The 14853-nt window shown below is 67.4% G+C and carries 17 protein-coding genes; 6 read left to right on the top strand and 11 right to left on the bottom strand.

Going from position 1 to position 14853, the window contains the following annotated elements; translation table 11 throughout:
- Positions 1-64: 64 nt before the first annotated feature.
- Genes hisS through hisG form a run of 3 tightly spaced genes read left to right on the top strand, consistent with a single transcriptional unit; the run spans position 65 to position 3472 of the window.
- Positions 65-1693, top strand: a complete 1629-nt coding sequence (hisS, locus tag FVF75_RS02940) for a histidine--tRNA ligase (protein WP_148376243.1) — start codon at positions 65-67, stop codon at positions 1691-1693.
- A complete protein-coding gene (locus FVF75_RS02935) occupies positions 1686-2777 on the top strand; it encodes an ATP phosphoribosyltransferase regulatory subunit (RefSeq protein ID WP_148376242.1) in 1092 nt (363 codons plus the stop codon). Before hisS ends, FVF75_RS02935 begins: the two co-directional genes overlap by 8 nt.
- Positions 2774-3472, top strand: coding sequence for an ATP phosphoribosyltransferase (gene hisG / locus FVF75_RS02930; protein ID WP_148376241.1), 699 nt, complete (start codon positions 2774-2776; stop codon positions 3470-3472). Before FVF75_RS02935 ends, hisG begins: the two co-directional genes overlap by 4 nt.
- 36 nt (positions 3473-3508) lie before the next feature.
- On the opposite strand, the gene dtd is transcribed toward hisG, so the two are convergent.
- Together dtd and FVF75_RS02920 are read right to left on the bottom strand one after the other, a co-directional pair.
- The gene (dtd, locus tag FVF75_RS02925; RefSeq protein ID WP_148376240.1) at positions 3509-3946 is read right to left on the bottom strand and encodes a D-aminoacyl-tRNA deacylase; all 438 of its coding nucleotides are present in this window, start codon (positions 3944-3946) and stop codon (positions 3509-3511) included.
- Positions 3943-4845 (bottom strand): carbohydrate kinase family protein, encoded by a 903-nt coding sequence (locus tag FVF75_RS02920; protein ID WP_148376239.1) that lies wholly within the window; start codon positions 4843-4845, stop codon positions 3943-3945. Before FVF75_RS02920 ends, dtd begins: the two co-directional genes overlap by 4 nt.
- A gap of 136 nt (positions 4846-4981) precedes the next feature.
- On the opposite strand from FVF75_RS02920, the gene FVF75_RS02915 reads away from it, so the two are divergent.
- On the top strand, positions 4982-5395 hold the full coding sequence (locus tag FVF75_RS02915) for an Hsp20/alpha crystallin family protein (RefSeq protein WP_148376238.1): 414 nt from the start codon (positions 4982-4984) through the stop codon (positions 5393-5395).
- 60 nt (positions 5396-5455) lie between these two features.
- On the opposite strand, the gene FVF75_RS02910 is transcribed toward FVF75_RS02915, so the two are convergent.
- The 8 genes from FVF75_RS02910 to FVF75_RS02875 form a co-directional block, all read right to left on the bottom strand.
- A complete protein-coding gene (locus tag FVF75_RS02910) occupies positions 5456-6127 on the bottom strand; it encodes a nitroreductase (protein ID WP_148376237.1) in 672 nt (223 codons plus the stop codon).
- Between the two features lies 1 nt (position 6128).
- A complete protein-coding gene (locus FVF75_RS02905) occupies positions 6129-7247 on the bottom strand; it encodes a TFIIB-type zinc finger domain-containing protein (RefSeq protein ID WP_148376236.1) in 1119 nt (372 codons plus the stop codon).
- Position 7248: 1 nt separating this feature from the next.
- Positions 7249-7614 (bottom strand): hypothetical protein, encoded by a 366-nt coding sequence (locus tag FVF75_RS02900; protein ID WP_148376235.1) that lies wholly within the window; start codon positions 7612-7614, stop codon positions 7249-7251.
- A gap of 7 nt (positions 7615-7621) precedes the next feature.
- Positions 7622-8737: an SPFH domain-containing protein gene (locus tag FVF75_RS02895; protein ID WP_148376234.1), complete on the bottom strand. Its 1116-nt coding sequence runs from the start codon at positions 8735-8737 to the stop codon at positions 7622-7624.
- Between the two features lie 9 nt (positions 8738-8746).
- Positions 8747-9700 carry a DUF2927 domain-containing protein gene (locus FVF75_RS02890; protein WP_148376233.1) on the bottom strand — a complete coding sequence of 318 codons (954 nt, stop codon included), beginning with the start codon at positions 9698-9700 and terminating at the stop codon, positions 8747-8749.
- Positions 9701-9706: 6 nt separating this feature from the next.
- A complete protein-coding gene (locus tag FVF75_RS02885) occupies positions 9707-10897 on the bottom strand; it encodes a toxic anion resistance protein (RefSeq protein WP_148376232.1) in 1191 nt (396 codons plus the stop codon).
- Positions 10898-10910: 13 nt separating this feature from the next.
- Positions 10911-11810, bottom strand: coding sequence for a 5-bromo-4-chloroindolyl phosphate hydrolysis family protein (locus FVF75_RS02880; RefSeq protein WP_148376231.1), 900 nt, complete (start codon positions 11808-11810; stop codon positions 10911-10913).
- A 163-nt stretch (positions 11811-11973) separates the two neighbouring features.
- Entirely contained in the window at positions 11974-12831 is an 858-nt protein-coding gene (locus FVF75_RS02875) for a pseudouridine synthase (RefSeq protein WP_148376230.1), read from the bottom strand.
- 63 nt (positions 12832-12894) lie between these two features.
- Here FVF75_RS02875 and FVF75_RS02870 point away from each other — a divergent pair, with 63 nt between their 5' ends.
- Complete coding sequence (locus FVF75_RS02870; protein ID WP_148376229.1) at positions 12895-13347, top strand: nucleoside deaminase; 453 nt, start codon at positions 12895-12897, stop codon at positions 13345-13347.
- 39 nt (positions 13348-13386) lie between these two features.
- Here FVF75_RS02870 and FVF75_RS02865 read toward each other — a convergent pair whose 3' ends face one another.
- Positions 13387-14079 (bottom strand): metal-dependent hydrolase, encoded by a 693-nt coding sequence (locus tag FVF75_RS02865; protein ID WP_148376228.1) that lies wholly within the window; start codon positions 14077-14079, stop codon positions 13387-13389.
- A 91-nt stretch (positions 14080-14170) separates the two neighbouring features.
- On the opposite strand from FVF75_RS02865, the gene FVF75_RS02860 reads away from it, so the two are divergent.
- On the top strand, positions 14171-14833 hold the full coding sequence (locus FVF75_RS02860) for a ceramidase domain-containing protein (RefSeq protein WP_148376227.1): 663 nt from the start codon (positions 14171-14173) through the stop codon (positions 14831-14833).
- Positions 14834-14853 lie beyond the last annotated feature (20 nt).

The raw sequence follows: 14853 nt of genomic DNA, 5'->3' as shown, positions 1-14853 counted from the left end.
GCTCTGCCTTGCCCCGTGGCGCGCGCCGGGATAAACCGCGCCCGAGGCAACGACGGGACGCATCATGGCCAAGGACAAGAAACAGCCCCGGCCCAAGGCCGAGACGCCCAAGGGGTTTCGCGACTATTTCGGGGCCGATGTGGACGAGCGCAAGGCGATGCTCGACCGGATCGCGCAGGTCTATCACCGCTATGGCTTCGATGCGCTGGAAAGTGCTGCGGTGGAGACGGTCGAGGCGTTGGGCAAATACCTGCCCGATGTGGATCGTCCGAACGAGGGCGTGTTTGCCTGGCAGGAGGCCGATGACGAAACGTGGCTGGCGCTGCGCTATGACCTGACGGCGCCGCTGGCGCGGGTCTATGCCCAGCACCGCAACGACCTGCCGACGCCCTACCGGCGCTATGCGATGGGGCCGGTCTGGCGCAATGAGAAGCCCGGTCCGGGGCGGTTTCGCCAGTTTTATCAGTGTGATGCCGACACCGTGGGGTCGGCGAGCATGGCCGCGGATGCCGAGATCTGCGCGATGCTGGCCGACACGCTGGAGGCGGTGGGGATCGAGCGCGGCGACTACCTGATCCGGGTGAACAACCGCAAGGTGCTGAACGGGGTTCTGGAGGTCGCGGGCATCGCAGAGGACGACACCCGCGCCGCCGTGCTGCGCACCATCGACAAGTTCGACAAGGTCGGCGAGGCGGGGGTGCGCGAATTGCTGGGCAAGGGGCGACTGGATGCGTCGGGGGCCTATATCGACGGGGTCGGGTTGTCGGATGAACAGGCCGGGCCGGTGATCGCATTCTTGATGGCAGGCGATGAAGTGGATCGCCGCCTTGTGGCCGGATTGGAGTTAGCGAAAGACCTGCCCAAAGGCGTCAAATCGCACATCCAAGATGCACGGGATGCTCGTGACCCCGTAGTTGCAAAGAAGCTGAGTGTTTCGACTGAGGCGTTCGCAACTCGTAACCGAATGATGTTGAAGTATCTGTCAGAGGTCGTCGAGAACTCCAGCGTTGGTGCAGAGGGTGTTGAAGAACTCGAACAGATCTCTGGCCTGCTCGAAGCCCAGGGCTACGGACCCGACCGCATCGTCATCGACCCCAGCGTCGTGCGCGGCCTTGGTTACTACACCGGGCCGGTGTTCGAGGCGGAACTGACCTTCGAGATCCTCGACGACAAGGGCCGCCCGCGCCAGTTCGGCAGCGTTGCGGGAGGCGGGCGTTATGACGATCTGGTCAAGCGGTTCACCGGGCAGGCGGTGCCGGCGACCGGGATTTCCATCGGCGTCGACCGGCTGCTGGCCGCGCTTCGTGCCAAGGGCCGGGCCGGGGTCGAGGCGCGCGGGCCGGTGGTGGTGACGGTGATGGACCGCGACCGGATGGCGGATTACCAGGCGATGGCGGGCGAGTTGCGCGCCGCCGGTATCCGCGCCGAGGTCTATCTCGGCAACCCCAAGAACTTCGGCAACCAGTTGAAATACGCCGACAAACGCGGCTCGCCCGTGGCGGTGATCGAGGGCGCGGACGAGAAGGCGCGCGGCGTGGTGCAGGTGAAAGACCTGATCCTGGGCGCGCAGATCGCCGAGAGTGCGACCTTGGAGGAATGGAAGGAACGCCCCTCGCAAGTCGAAGTGGCGCGGGGCGACCTGGTAAAGGAAGTGGCGAAGATCATCGCGGCGCATGGCGGCGACGATGGCTGACAAGGCCGCGATCCGGGCCGAGGCCGCGCGGCTGATGGCGATTTTCGAGGCGGAGGGCGCGCAGCCGGTCGAGACGCCGATCCTGCAACCGGCGGAGGTGCTGCTCGACCTTTACGGCGAGGACATCCGCGCGCGCGCCTATGTCACCAGCGACCCGGCGATGGGCGAGGCGATGCTGCGGCCCGACTTTACCGTGCCGATTGTCGGGATGCACATGGCGAACGGGGCGGACCCGGCGCGCTATACCTATGCGGGCGAGGTGTTTCGCAAGCAGGAGGATGAAAGCGAGCGTGCGCCCGAGTATTTCCAGGTGGGCTATGAGCTTTTTGACCGGGCGCGGCTGGCGGGGGCCGATGCCGAGGTGTTTGCGCTGTTTCACCGGGTGCTCGCGCCCTACGGGCTGAGCGTGGCGACCGGCGACCTGGGGCTGCTTCATGCCGCGATTGCCGGGCTGACCACGACCGAGCGGCGCAAGGCCGCGCTGCTCCGGCACCTGTGGCGGCCGCGCCGGTTTCGCACCCTGCTCGACCGGTTTTCCGGGCGCACGCCGATGCCCGAGGGGCGCGCGGACCTGCTGGCCAAACCCGACCCGATGGCCTGCGACGCGCCGCTGGTGGGGCTGCGCAGCGAGGCCGAGATCGCCGCGCGGATCGACTGGCTGCGCGAGGACATGCAAGCCGCGCCGATCCCGGACCAGGAGGTCGGGCTGCTCGATGACCTCATGGGTCTGAGCGAGAGCATGACCAACGTGACCGAGCATCTGCGCGATCTGGCCGTCGACATGCCGGCCATCGGCCCGGCGGTGGACCGGTTTGCGGCGCGGGCCGAGGCGCTGGCGGCGGCGGGGGTGGATATCGACACGCTGGCCTTCGAGGGTGCCTATGGGCGCACCTCGATGGAGTATTACGACGGTTTCGTGTTCGGTTTTTACGCCGAGGGACGCCCCGATCTGCCGCCGGTGGCGACCGGCGGGCGCTATGACGCGCTGACGCGGGTGCTGGGGCAGGGGCGCGAGATACCGGCGGTCGGCGGCGTGATCCGGCCCGAGCTTTTGCTGCGTCTGGCCGAGGAGGCAGGGGCATGACGGTGAAGCTGGGTGTGCCATCCAAGGGCCGGCTGATGGAAAAGACCTTCGACTGGTTCGGCGCGCGCGGCGTGACGCTCGCGCGGACCGGGTCGGAGCGCGAATATGCCGGTGCCGCCCTCGGGATCGAGGGGCTGGAACTGGTGCTGCTGTCGGCGGGCGAAATCCCGCGTGAACTGGCCGCCGGGCGCATTCACCTGGGCGTCACCGGCTCGGACCTGGTGCGCGAAAAGCTGGGGAACTGGCAGCAGAAGGTGGTGGAGCTGGACAAGATGGGGTTTGGCCATGCCGACCTGATCATCGCGGTGCCGCGCGCCTGGGTCGACTGCACCACGCTTGATGATCTCGATGCCATCGCCGCCGAGTTCCGGCGTCGTCACGGCTTTCGGCTGCGCATCGCGACCAAGTATCACCGGCTGGTGCGCGACTGGCTGCGCGAACACGGGGTCGCGGATTACCAGCTCGTCGACAGCCAGGGCGCGACCGAGGGGGCGGTGAAGAACGAGACCGCCGAGGCGATTGCCGACATCACCTCGACCGGCGAGACGCTGAGGGCCAATCACCTCAAGGTGCTGTCGGGCGGGCCGGTTCACCGCTCGCAGGCGGTGCTGTTCAAGTCGCGCCGCGCGGCCTGGTCGGACGAGGATCGGCGGGTGATGGCGGCGCTGGAGGCAAAGCTGGGGATCGGCGGATAGGCTTTGGACCCCTCGATGTCCGCAACCCGGACGCGTTCAGGTTTCGAGCCAGATCGTGACCGGGCCGTCGTTTGTCAGGCTGACCTTCATGTCGGCGCCGAAGCGGCCCTGGGCGGTCTCGATGCCCTGGGCGGCGAGTTGGGCGGTGAAATATTCATAGAGGCGTTCGCCGGTGTCCGGCGCCGCGGCGGTGGAAAAGCCGGGGCGGTTGCCGCGCGAGGTGTCGGCGGCCAGGGTGAACTGGCTGACCACCAGCGCCGCGCCCCCGGTGTCGAGCAGCGACCGGTTCATCTTGCCCGCATCGTCCTTGAAGATGCGCAGCTTGGCGATCTTGGCGGCGAGGGCGTCGGCCTGGGCCTCGGTGTCGCCGTCCATGGCGCAGACCAGGATCATCAGGCCGGGGCCGATTTCGCCGGTGGTCTCGCCGTCGACGACCACGCGGGCCTCGGAGACGCGCTGGACCAGCGCCCTCACAGCTCATGCTCCCAAGGCGGGTTGGCGCCGGCGCGGCTGACGGTGATGGCGGCGGCGGCGGTGCCAAGCTCGAGCGCGGGGACGATGCCCTCTTCGGTGAGGTTGGCAAGCGCCTGTTTGTCGAGCAGCCCGGCGCGGTCCAGCCCGGCCAGAAGCCCCGCGTTGAAAGTGTCGCCGGCGCCGACCGTGTCGACCACCTCGGCCGGTTTCGCGGGCACGAAAACCTCGCCGCCGGGCCAGAACGCCTGCACGCCATGCGCCCCCCGGGTGAGGCAGACGAGGCGGGCGCCCATCGACAGGAGCGCCTCGACATCATGGCCGAGCCAGGCGAGGTCTTCGTCGGAGACCTTGACGATATCGGCCACCGCCAGAAGCGCGTCGATGCGGGCGCGGTAGGCGTCCGGCTCGGCGATGAAGCCGGGGCGCACGTTGGGGTCGATCATGGTGACGCGGCGCGGCGCCTCGCGCAGCATCAGGGCGCTGTAGGCACCGCCGCAGGGGTCGACGGCGAGGGAAATGCCGCCGAAAAACAGCGCATCGACTGCCTCGGGCACCTCGGGCAGGTCGCCCGGGGTCAGCATACGCCCGGCGGTGTTCTCGTCATAAAAGGCGTATTGGGCATGGCCGCCCTCGAGGGTGACGAAAGCGAGCGTGGTGGGCCTTGGACCGTGCCGGGCAAAGCTGGCGTCGACCTTCGCGGCGGTGAGCGCATCGGCCAGGCGCTGGCCGAACAGGTCGGTCGAGATGCCCGAGAAGAACCCGGTGTCGGCCCCCAGCCGCCCCAGCGCCACCGCCGTGTTGAAGACCGCGCCGCCGGGATAGGGGGCGAAGGCGGCTTCGCCGTCGCGGGTTTCGCGCGGCAGCATGTCGATCAGGGCTTCGCCTGCGCAGAGGATCATCGGGCGCTCCTTGTGATGTCAGCGCCCAGACATAGCCCGGCGCGCGGCCTTCGTCCACGGCTGCGGCAAGGTTTCGCAGGCTCTTCACAACACGAAAACCCGACCCCAGATATGCAGCATAGGAAAGGAGGCTATCATGGTTGAAAAATCGCAATCCGGCCTGTGGCCGTCGCTCTATGATCCCTTCAAGACCTTCGGAACGCGGCTGGCAGAATTCCTGTCGCCCGCATCCGATGCCAAGCTGGCCGAGGATGTCTATACCATCACGCTGGAATTGCCGGGCGTGGAGGAAAAGGACATCGACCTGACCGTGAACGACGGTGTCGTGCAGGTCCGCGGCGAGAAGAAAAGCGAGCGCGAGGAGAAGGGCGAGACTTGGTATTTCTCGGAGCGCCAGTTCGGGTCGTTCAGCCGCTCGTTCCGGCTGCCGCCGGATGCGGATGCATCCAAGATCGAGGCCGGGCTGAAGGATGGGGTTCTGACCGTGACGGTGCCGAAATCCGCACCGAAATCGGCCGAGGCCAAGACCATCAAGATCAAGAAAAGCTGACCGGGAGGTGCACCTCGGGACGCGAGAGAAGGGGGCGGGCGACCGCCCCTTTTTCATGCCTCAGCCGCGCCAGGTGACCCATTCGTCAAGCGGCGCGCGACTGGTGCGAAAGCTGTTGGCCGGGTGGTCGGGGTCGGCATGGCCGAAGGACACGACCGCCAGCACCATGCGCTCTGGCCCGAGGTCGAACCAGTCGTGCAGGAAGGGCGAGAAGCCCGCCGGCGCGGCCTGGGCGATGGTGGCGATGCCAAGTGCCTGCGCGGCGAGGGTGAAGCCGGTGATGAAGCCGCCGCAATCGAGCGCGCCGTAGCCACCAAGCTCTGTCGCCGAAGTGATCAGCGCCACGTGCGGCGCGCCGAAGAAGGCGAAGTTCTGCATCATCTGGCGGGCCGAGGCGGCGCGGTCGCCCCTGGCAACCCCGACCGCGGCATAAAGTTGCCAGCCGCAGGTGCGCCGTCGCTCTTGCCGCGCGCCGGTGTAGGCGGTCGGGAAGGGCAGGTCGGGGTTTTGCGGCGCGCGTGCCGCCTCGGCGGTCAGGGCCGCGCGCAGGCGGTAGGTTTCCTCGCCCGAGGTCACAACAACCTGCCAGGGCTGCGAATTGCACCAGGTCGGCACGCGCTGGGCGGCGGTCAGGATGCGCTCGATGTCGGCGCGGTCCACCGGGTCGGGGCGAAAGGCGCGGCAGGAGTGGCGCGCGGCGAGGAGGGCGGAAAGCGTGTCGTAGTCGCCCATCTCACTGGTTCTGCGCGATGAAATAGCCGACAATACCGGCGACGATCAGCCCGGCGATCACCGCGAAGGCGATCTTCCAGCCCGACCACGGGCGTTCGCCCTGCACCTTGCCCGACCGCCCGTTGACCACGAAACGGTAGGTCTTGCCGCGATACTTGTAGGCGGCCAGCCAGACCGGCAAGAGGATGTGCTTGAAAGTCACGTCGGAAATCGTGGTGTCGACGCTGTGCACGCGCTGACGGTCGCCGCCGATGTCGAATTTCACGTCGCGCAGGATGATCTGGTCCATGTAGAGGCGCGCCTGGTCGTAGCCCTCGGGCAGTTCGACCGTGTAGCCCTCGGCGCGGTAGCCGGCGAGGTATTCCGGGCGATACGGCTCCAGCGCGGCCAGATCCCAGGGCTGCAACCCGTCGGTGAAGCGCTTGGGCAGCGATTTCGACGCCAGCACCAGCACATCGTCGAAGAATCGCGCCACCCGGCCGGATCGGGGCGACCAGCGGATGCGCTGTTCCTGCACCTGCACCTGTTTGCCGTCGCGCATCACCGTCTTGGTGACATAGTAGACCGTGCCGCGTTCGCCGCGATAGCTCGACTTGGTGTCGGCGTCGAAGGTCCAGAACGGCACGTAGATGCCCTGCATCTTGCGGCCCTTGCGGGCGTATTCCTTGAGCCCGTTTGGCGCGAACCACAGCCGCCCCAGCCAGTCGGTCATGGCGGCACGCGCCTCGCGTTCCTGAAGCGCGAAGGGCAGCAGGCCGCGGGGCTTGATGTGCCGGTGGGTGCCGGTGTCGGTGACCACGGGGGTGGCGCAGAACGGACATTCGGCGGCGTGGGTGTTGGCGTCGAACTCGACCTGCGCGCCGCAGTTGGGGCAGGACAGAACCCGGGTTTCCTCGATCTCGGCCTCGGGCAGCTTGGCGTCGAGCGCGGCGCGGAAATCAAGCTCCTGGATGGCGGTCACGGTGCCGCCGTGGCCCTCGATCGGGCGGGTGTTGCCGCAATGGTCGCAAGTCAACTGGCCCGCGGCCGCGTCAAAGCGCATGTCGGCGCCGCATTGATCGCAGGGAAAGCGGTGTTCTTCCTCGGGTTTCACCACGTCGAGGGGGTTTTCGTCGTCCATGTCACCGGCCTCCGGGATGTTCGAAACTGACAAGCTGGGCGATCTGGCGGGCGCTGGCCGAGGTGAAGCGGATGACGTGACAGAAGAGCCGCGTGTCGGCCCCCCGCGTGATCCGGCCCGAGACCGAGCCGGCCTTGCCGTGGGTCACCACCTGGTCGATGGCGACGCGCGCGATGCCGTCGGGGTCGATGGCTCCAAGGATCGCCCTGCGCCCCGACACCGCACCTGCCGCCCGATCCCAGACCGCGTCTTGCGCGATCTGGTCTTCGGGCAGGGCGCCCACGCCATAAAGCGCCAGCGCGATCTCTTCGGCGCGCTGGTTCTTGGGCGAGTTGCCGCAGTCGGCGGCGCGGATCACCTCGGGCATCCCGGCCTTACCCCGCAGGCGGCGGGGGCGGCGGCAGGACGGTGAAAAGCTGGGCCAGTTCGGCCACGTCCTCGGCCGGTTTCCAGCCGTCCTGACCGGCGGTCCAGACCAGGGTTTCGCGCTTGAGTTCGCCGGCGCCCGCCTTCTGCCCCATCGTGGCGCGGGAAAACGGCCCCTTGGTCGCGCCGTTCTCGGCGATGTGCCAGACCTTCTCGACCGGCGGCGGGGGCGGCGGCGCGGGGTGCGCGGCAGCAGGTGCGGCGGCGGCGGGGGCGGCGCCCCAGGGGCCGGCCTGCGCCATGCCCATGCCGATCCCCGCGCCCATGCCCGCGCCCATCGACGCGGCCATGGCGCTGTTTTCCGCGCCCAGGGCTTCGGCGGCGCTGAATTTCATGTAGCTGTCGAGGTTGCCGACGATCCCCATCGAGGTGCGCTTGTCCATAGCCGCCTCGACGGCGGGCGGAAGCGAGATGTTCTCGATGTAGAACTCGGGGATCTCGAGGCCGTAATCGGCCACCACCTTGGTGATCTCGCCCGCCACCAGCTTGCCCAGCTCGTCGGTGTTGGCGGCCATGTCGAGCACCGGGATGCCGGAGCCTGCGACGATGCGCGAAAACGCCTGCACGATGATGTTGCGGATCTGGAAGCTGATCTCGTCCATGGTGAATTCGCCGTCGGTGCCGACGATTTCCAGCAGGAACCTGCCCGGATCGGTCACGCGCACCGAATAGGTGCCGAAGGCGCGGATGCGCACCGGCCCGAACTCGGGGTCGCGGCACATGATCGGATTTTTCGTGCCCCATTTCAGGTCGTTGAAGCGGGTGGTGTTGACGAAATAGATTTCCGACTTGAACGGGCTCTTGAAGCCGTGATCCCAGTGCTGCAGCGTGGTGAGGATCGGCATGTTGTTGGTTTCGAGCATGTAGAGCCCGGGCGAGAACACGTCCGCCAACTGCCCCTCGTGCACGAACACCGCCGACTGGCCCTCGCGCACCGTCAGCTTGGCGCCATACTTGATCTCGTGGCCCTCACGCTCGAACCGCCAGACCATCGTGTCGCGGGTGTCGTCGGTCCAGTGGATGACGTCGATGAATTCGCCGGTGAGAAAGTCGAAAATGCCCATTCAGGTCTCCTATACGTTGCCGCCCATCAACTCGGCGGCGATGCGCTCCACGATCGGGCGGGCCTCGGCCTCGGACATGCCGGGGCGCAGGCGGTCGTCGTAGAGCATCTTGAGCAAAAGCTCGTCATGGGTGGTGAGCAGGCCGAACTCCTCGTCGTCGTTGAAGATCGAGGGGCGCGCAAGCGCGTAGTCGTTGGACAGGCCGAGGCCCTGCGCGATTTCCTCGTGGATGCACGAGGCACGCAAGAGGTCCGGGTGTTCGGCGCGGATCACCGCGATGGCCTGGTCGTAGCTGCCGTCCTGCTCGGGGTCGGTGGCGAAGGCCAGGCAGTAGGTCGAGCGCGGCAAGTTCACCACGGTATTGACCGCGGTGCGCGAGACGTTGGGCATGATCTGGCGCAGCGTCGGGCCAAGCGCGCGGCGCTCGTCCTCGCTGACGATGAAGACGCGAAAGTCGGCGCGCTCCGGCTCGGTCTCGCGGATCGGGTGGCCGGTGACCCGGGCCAGCCTGCGGATGAAGCCGACGAACTCGTTGCGGTCGCGGGTGCGCTTGGCATGGTCGACCGAGGCGCCGAATTCGATCGAGATCGTCACCGGCTTGGACCAGCGGTGCATCCGGCTGGCCTTTTCGCGCGCCACCAGGCGCCCGCCGGCATCGACATATTCCTCGTAGAAGGCGATTTTCAGGAAGTTGCGAACCAATTCGCGCTGGCCGAACGGCGCGTCCGGGCCGCCGCCATCGGTGCGCAGAAGACCCTGCGCCAGCAGCCCGTTCTGCACCCGGGCGTAGTAGTCCGCGAGTTCCGCGCTGGCCCCGGTGACGGGCACCGAGATCAGCGAGGCGTCGGGCCGAGCCGGGGCGGCGGGCGACGTTTCGGGTGCGCCCGACGGGTCGAGCGCACAGCCCGCCAGCAGGGTCGCCCCCGCCAGCATTGCCGCCAGTCCTGTCCGCCGGTTGCGCATCCGGGCCTACCCGCTTACCGCTTCGCCGATGCCGTGGCCGGTCTTGCCGCCACGCGCCTTGGCCGAACTCAGCGCCGTCTTCAACTCGCTCTCCATCTTCTCAAGCTCCTGTTCGGCGGCAGCGCGCCGGGCCTTGCCCTCGTCGGCGATCTGCAGGCTTTCCTCGATGGTGGCGATCAGGTCGGCATTGGCGGCCTTGATCGCCTCGATGTCGAACACGCCACGCTCCATCTCCTGGCGCACCACCTTGTTGGCCTCGCGAAGGTTGGCGGCGTTGGCGGTCAGCAATTCGTTGGTCAGGTCGCTGGCCTCTTTCACCGCCGCCGCGGCCTCGGCCGAACGCTGGATGGTCACCGACTGCGCCAGTTGGGTTTCCCACAGCGGCACGGTGTTGACCAGCGTCGAGTTGATCTTGGTGACCAGGCTCTTGTCGTTTTCCTGCACCAGCCGGATCGAGGGCAGCGACTGCATCGTCACCTGACGGGTGAGCTTGAGGTCATGCACCCGGCGCTCCAGGTCGTCGCGCGCGGCGCGCAGGTCGCGCAATTCCTGCGCCTTGATCACGCCGTCATCCTCGGACGCGGCCTCGACCTCTTTTTCCTTGGCCGGGATGGTGGTGTCGTCGAGTTCCTTCAGCTTGGCCTCGCCGGCGGCGATGTAGAGCGCAAGCTCGTCGTAGAACGCGAGCGTCTTTTCATAGAGCAGGTCGAGCGACTTGATGTCCTTGAGCAGCGCGTGCTCGTGCTTGAGCAGGTTGTCGGTGACGTTGTCGATCTGGCCCTGCACCTCTTCGTAGCGCGCCATGAACTTGGCGGCGGGCGCGGCGCGGCCCATGAGTTTTTCCCAGAAGCTGCGTTGCCGCCGCATGTCGAGCTCGCTGACCGAGAAGCCGCGGATCGTGGTGACGATCGAGCGCAGGCTGTCGCCCGCCGGGCCGACATCCTTGTTGCGCACGCCTTGCAGCATCTCCTGGCTGATGACCTGCAATTCCGCCTGCGCGGCCGATCCGAACTCGATGATCGACTGGGTGTTGGCGATGTCGATCTCGTCCATCCGCTTGCGGATTTCCGCCGAGGTCGGCTTGTCCGCGTCCTCGAGCGGCACCAGCGCGGTCGAAGGTTCCGGCAGCAGCACGGCGGTCACCTCTTCCACCTCTTTCAGGGTGGCGGCGGCCTGTTTGCGAATGTCTTCGGACATCAATTCCTCTCCTTCAATTCCGGGGCGTGACCACGCCTTCGCGGGCCAGTCGTTCACGCAGAACCTCGATCTCGACGGTGAGGTCGCTGCGGTCATCGGTAAGCAGTTTCTGGGTGCGGGCGGTGAAATTCGCCTCGAGATCGTCGAGCAGCGCGATGTAGTCGCGGCGGGCCTGGGCGTTGCGGTCGCGGGCGTAGATGTCGGCGAACTTGATCGTCGCGTCCCGCGCGCCCATCAAATAGACGCTGAGATACTTGCGCGCCGCGGTCAGGTCGCGCGGGTCGTCCTCGATGGTGCGAAACATCGCCCGGGCGGTGGCCTGGAAGCTGTCGACGCGCCGTTCAAGCTCGCGGTCGCGGGCGCGCAGGATGGCATCCTTCATCGCGGCCAGCAGCTTCTCGGCCTCGCCCACGGCGCGGGCCACGCGGTCGGTCTGAAACTCGTCTATGCCCTCCATCCCCTTGTTCTTCAGGGGGTCGAGACCGAAGGCAAAGCTGTGCAGTACCGCCCCCAGCACGCCGAAAATCGCCGCGTTCACCACGCTGCCGCCGGCAAAACCGGCCAGTGCCAGCCCGGCGCCGGTGGTGATCGAGGCCACGATCTTGCGCGGCATCGCCGGGCGGCGGGCGATCTTGCGCGCCTCATAGGCCTCCTGCGCGATGATCCCCTCGCGCGTCAGCCAGGCGGCGAGGATCAGCAGCCCGAAGGCCACCAGCCGCATGGCCAGCCCGGCGGGATCGAGGAAAAAGGCGGATACGGCAAGGGGCAGGGGCGCGAGAAACAGGAAATTGACCCGCCCGCCCGCCTTGGTGCGCACCTGACCCTCGAACGGGCTGCGCTGCACCGGGGCGTCGGCTTCGGAACCGGCGGGCCGGTCCTCGGGGCTGAATTTCCCACCAAATCGCTGGGCCATCACGCGCCCCCGGTGATGGACACGTAAAGGATCAACGCCATGAGCAGAAAAAACGCGAGTTTCTGCAAGCCAGTATCGGACACCATACCCCCCGGGAGCGGGAAAAACGAGTTGTGTTAGATATAGGGGCGATGGCGCGGGCTTGCCAGAACAATCGCGGCGATCAACGCTGCCTTGGCCGGGGCTTGCCGGGTTTCGGGCCGGGCTTGGGGCCAGGTTTCGGGCCGGACCTGGCGCCCGGTTTGCGCGCGGCCTTGCCGCCGGCGGCGGTTGCGGGCGCCTCAAGCCCCAGTTGGTCGCGCATCACGCGCGGGCGCACCTCCTCGACCGCGCCGGGCTTGAGGTCGCCCAGCTGGAACGGGCCATAGCTGACCCGGATCAGCCGGTTCACCGCCAGCCCGACCGCCTCCATCGCGCGGCGCACCTCGCGGTTGCGGCCCTCGCGGATGCCCACGGTCAACCAGGCGTTCGCGCCCTGCTGGCGGTCGAGCGACACCGCCATCGGCTGAAACTTCTCGCCCTCGATCACCAGGCCACGGCGCAGCGGCGCGAAATCCTCGTCCTTCGGGGTGCCCATGACGCGGACGCGATACTTGCGCACCCAGCCGGTCGAGGGCAGCTCCAGCCGCCGCTTGATCTCGCCGTCATTGGTCAGAAGCAACAGGCCCTCCGAGGCGATGTCGAGGCGCCCGACGCTCATCACCCGGGGCATGTCCTCGGGCAGGGCGGCGAACACCGTGTCGCGGCCCTTTTCGTCGCGCTCGGTCGTCACCAGCCCGACCGGCTTGTGATAGAGCCACAGGCGCGGCGGTTCCGGCGCGTCCATCGGCTTGCCGTCGACGGTGATCTTGTCCCTGGCGGTCACGTTGAGCGCGGGCGAGTCTATGGTCTTGCCGTTCACGGCGATGCGCCCGGCCTCGATCATCCGCTCGGCCTCGCGGCGCGAGGCGACCCCGGCACGCGACAGGATCTTGGCGATGCGCTCGCCTTTCGGGGGATCGGAGGGGGTGCGGTTGCTCATGGCGATTGCCTAGGGCCGGTGCCCGCACTTGGCAAGCGTGCAATCGCGGGGCATGACAGGGGGATGAGCGGCTTTACCTCATACATGGACGCGGCGCTGGACGAGGCCCGCGCCGCCGCAGCGCGCGGCGAAGTGCCGGTGGGCGCGGTGCTGGTGGCCCCCGACGGGCGGATCGTGGCGCGCGCGGGCAACCGGACGCGCGAGCAGAACGATCCCACGGCGCATGCCGAGTTGCTGGCGATCCGCGCCGCCTGTGCGGCCACGGGATCGGAGCGGCTGACGGGCCACGACCTGTACGTCACGCTGGAACCCTGCCCGATGTGCGCCGCGGCCATCGGGTTTGCGCGGATCAGGCGGCTTTATTACGGCGCCGCCGATCCGAAATCCGGCGGGGTGGCGCAGGGCGCGCGTGTGTTCAGCCATCCGCAATGCCATCACGCGCCCGAAGTCTATGACGGCATCGGCGCGGAAGCGTCCGAATCCCTCCTCAAGACCTTTTTCGCACAAAGGCGTTAACGCCACGTTGCCGGGGCAAGGTTTCGACCGGATTTCCCCTCAGATCTCGATCGCCTCCATCACCTCCGGCTCGATCACCTTCACGCCGGGCAGGGCCTTGACCATTTCCTCGGCGGATTGTTCGAGCGCTGGGAAGGTGCGGTAGTGGCAGGGGATCACGGTCTTGAAATCAAAGTATTTCTTCGCCGCCCAACTGGCCCGCTTCATGTCCATGGTGAACACGCCGCCGGCGCAGATCAGGCCGATGTCGGGCTTGTGCAACTCGCCCATCCACTGCATGTCGGCCATGATGTCGGTGTCGCCGGTGGCATAGATCACGTGGCCTTCGCCCTCGATCATGTAGCCCGATTCGGTGCCCGCATAGACCGGCCCGTGCTCGCCCTCGATCGACGAGGAATGCACCGCGTTCACCATCGTCACGCGGACCTTGCCCAGGTCAACGGTGCCGCCCTTGTTGAAACCGATGGTCTCGATCTCCTCGGTCTGGCCCCACTGCTCCATCAGGTCGTAGATGCCGGCAACCGGGATCTCCAGTTCGCGCGCGATGTGCGGCGCGTCGGTGGTGTGGTCGCCGTGGCCGTGGGTGATGAGCAGATGCGTCGCCCCCTCGATCGCCTCGTCGCGGCGATGCGCCGGGAAGATCGGGTTGCCCTGGAACCACGGGTCGAGCAGGATCACCACGTCCTCGATCTCGAGCCGGAAACCGGCGTGGCCAAGCCAGATGATTTTCATGTCGTCCTCCGGGTCGTTTTCGGGTCTGGTCCGGGCAAGGGTAACATGCGACCCGGTGAGGGCCAGCGGAATCGGGGGATGCGGAGGGCGGATGGACTGGATGGAACCTGTCGACGGCTATTGCGAACGGCTGGATGCCGCCTTTTGGGCCGAGCCGCTGAATGCTGCGACCAACCTGGCGTTCCTGGTCGCGGCGGCAGTGATGGCGTGGCGGTTGCGCGGGGCGCGCTTGCCTTATGCCAACATTTTGATCGCGATTCTGACCGCAATCGGCATCGGGTCTTTCCTTTTTCACACATTCGCCACCCGCTGGGCCGGGCTGGCGGACACGCTGCCGATCCTTCTGTTCATCCTCGCCTATATCTTCGCGGCGACACGGGATTTCCTCGGGGCCTCGCCCCGTTTGGCGGCGTTGGCGGTGGCTGCCTTCTTCCCCTTCGCCGCGCTCACGGTGCCGCTCTTCGCCCTGATCCCCGGGCTTGGCTCGTCGGCGGGCTATGCGCCGGTGCCGGTGCTGCTCTTGGGCTACGCCGTCGCGCTGCGCCGCCGCGCACCCGATACCGCGCGCAACATGGCGCTGGCGGGCGCGTTGCTGATCGTGTCGCTGACCTTTCGCACCCTCGACGCACCGCTTTGCGCGGTCTGGCCGCCTGGCACGCATTTCGTCTGGCACATTCTCAACGGGCTGCTGCTGGGCTGGCTGATCGAGACCTACCGGCGCCACATGCTTGCGGGCGGGCGCGGCCAAGGCTAAACGATGCGGCGGAAACCTGA

The sequence above is a fragment of the Maritimibacter fusiformis genome, from assembly GCF_008086115.1.
Taxonomy (GTDB): domain Bacteria; phylum Pseudomonadota; class Alphaproteobacteria; order Rhodobacterales; family Rhodobacteraceae; genus Muriiphilus; species Muriiphilus fusiformis.
The sequence above is the reverse complement of the archived record's forward strand: the minus strand, read 5'-3'. Positions and strand labels throughout refer to the sequence as shown.

Bases quoted from the DNA above. Each gene is read 5' to 3' on its own strand.
- hisS (WP_148376243.1), top strand. From the start codon at position 65: ATGGCCAAGGACAAGAAACAGCCCCGGCCCAAGGCCGAGACGCCCAAG.
- FVF75_RS02935 (WP_148376242.1), top strand. From the start codon at position 1,686: ATGGCTGACAAGGCCGCGATCCGGGCCGAGGCCGCGCGGCTGATGGCG.
- hisG (WP_148376241.1), top strand. From the start codon at position 2,774: ATGACGGTGAAGCTGGGTGTGCCATCCAAGGGCCGGCTGATGGAAAAG.
- FVF75_RS02920 (WP_148376239.1), bottom strand. From the start codon at position 4,845: ATGATCCTCTGCGCAGGCGAAGCCCTGATCGACATGCTGCCGCGCGAA.
- FVF75_RS02915 (WP_148376238.1), top strand. From the start codon at position 4,982: ATGGTTGAAAAATCGCAATCCGGCCTGTGGCCGTCGCTCTATGATCCC.
- FVF75_RS02910 (WP_148376237.1), bottom strand. From the start codon at position 6,127: ATGGGCGACTACGACACGCTTTCCGCCCTCCTCGCCGCGCGCCACTCC.
- FVF75_RS02905 (WP_148376236.1), bottom strand. From the start codon at position 7,247: ATGGACGACGAAAACCCCCTCGACGTGGTGAAACCCGAGGAAGAACAC.
- FVF75_RS02900 (WP_148376235.1), bottom strand. From the start codon at position 7,614: ATGCCCGAGGTGATCCGCGCCGCCGACTGCGGCAACTCGCCCAAGAAC.
- FVF75_RS02895 (WP_148376234.1), bottom strand. From the start codon at position 8,737: ATGGGCATTTTCGACTTTCTCACCGGCGAATTCATCGACGTCATCCAC.
- FVF75_RS02890 (WP_148376233.1), bottom strand. From the start codon at position 9,700: ATGCGCAACCGGCGGACAGGACTGGCGGCAATGCTGGCGGGGGCGACC.
- FVF75_RS02885 (WP_148376232.1), bottom strand. From the start codon at position 10,897: ATGTCCGAAGACATTCGCAAACAGGCCGCCGCCACCCTGAAAGAGGTG.
- FVF75_RS02880 (WP_148376231.1), bottom strand. From the start codon at position 11,810: ATGGCCCAGCGATTTGGTGGGAAATTCAGCCCCGAGGACCGGCCCGCC.
- FVF75_RS02875 (WP_148376230.1), bottom strand. From the start codon at position 12,831: ATGAGCAACCGCACCCCCTCCGATCCCCCGAAAGGCGAGCGCATCGCC.
- FVF75_RS02870 (WP_148376229.1), top strand. From the start codon at position 12,895: ATGAGCGGCTTTACCTCATACATGGACGCGGCGCTGGACGAGGCCCGC.
- FVF75_RS02865 (WP_148376228.1), bottom strand. From the start codon at position 14,079: ATGAAAATCATCTGGCTTGGCCACGCCGGTTTCCGGCTCGAGATCGAG.
- FVF75_RS02860 (WP_148376227.1), top strand. From the start codon at position 14,171: ATGGACTGGATGGAACCTGTCGACGGCTATTGCGAACGGCTGGATGCC.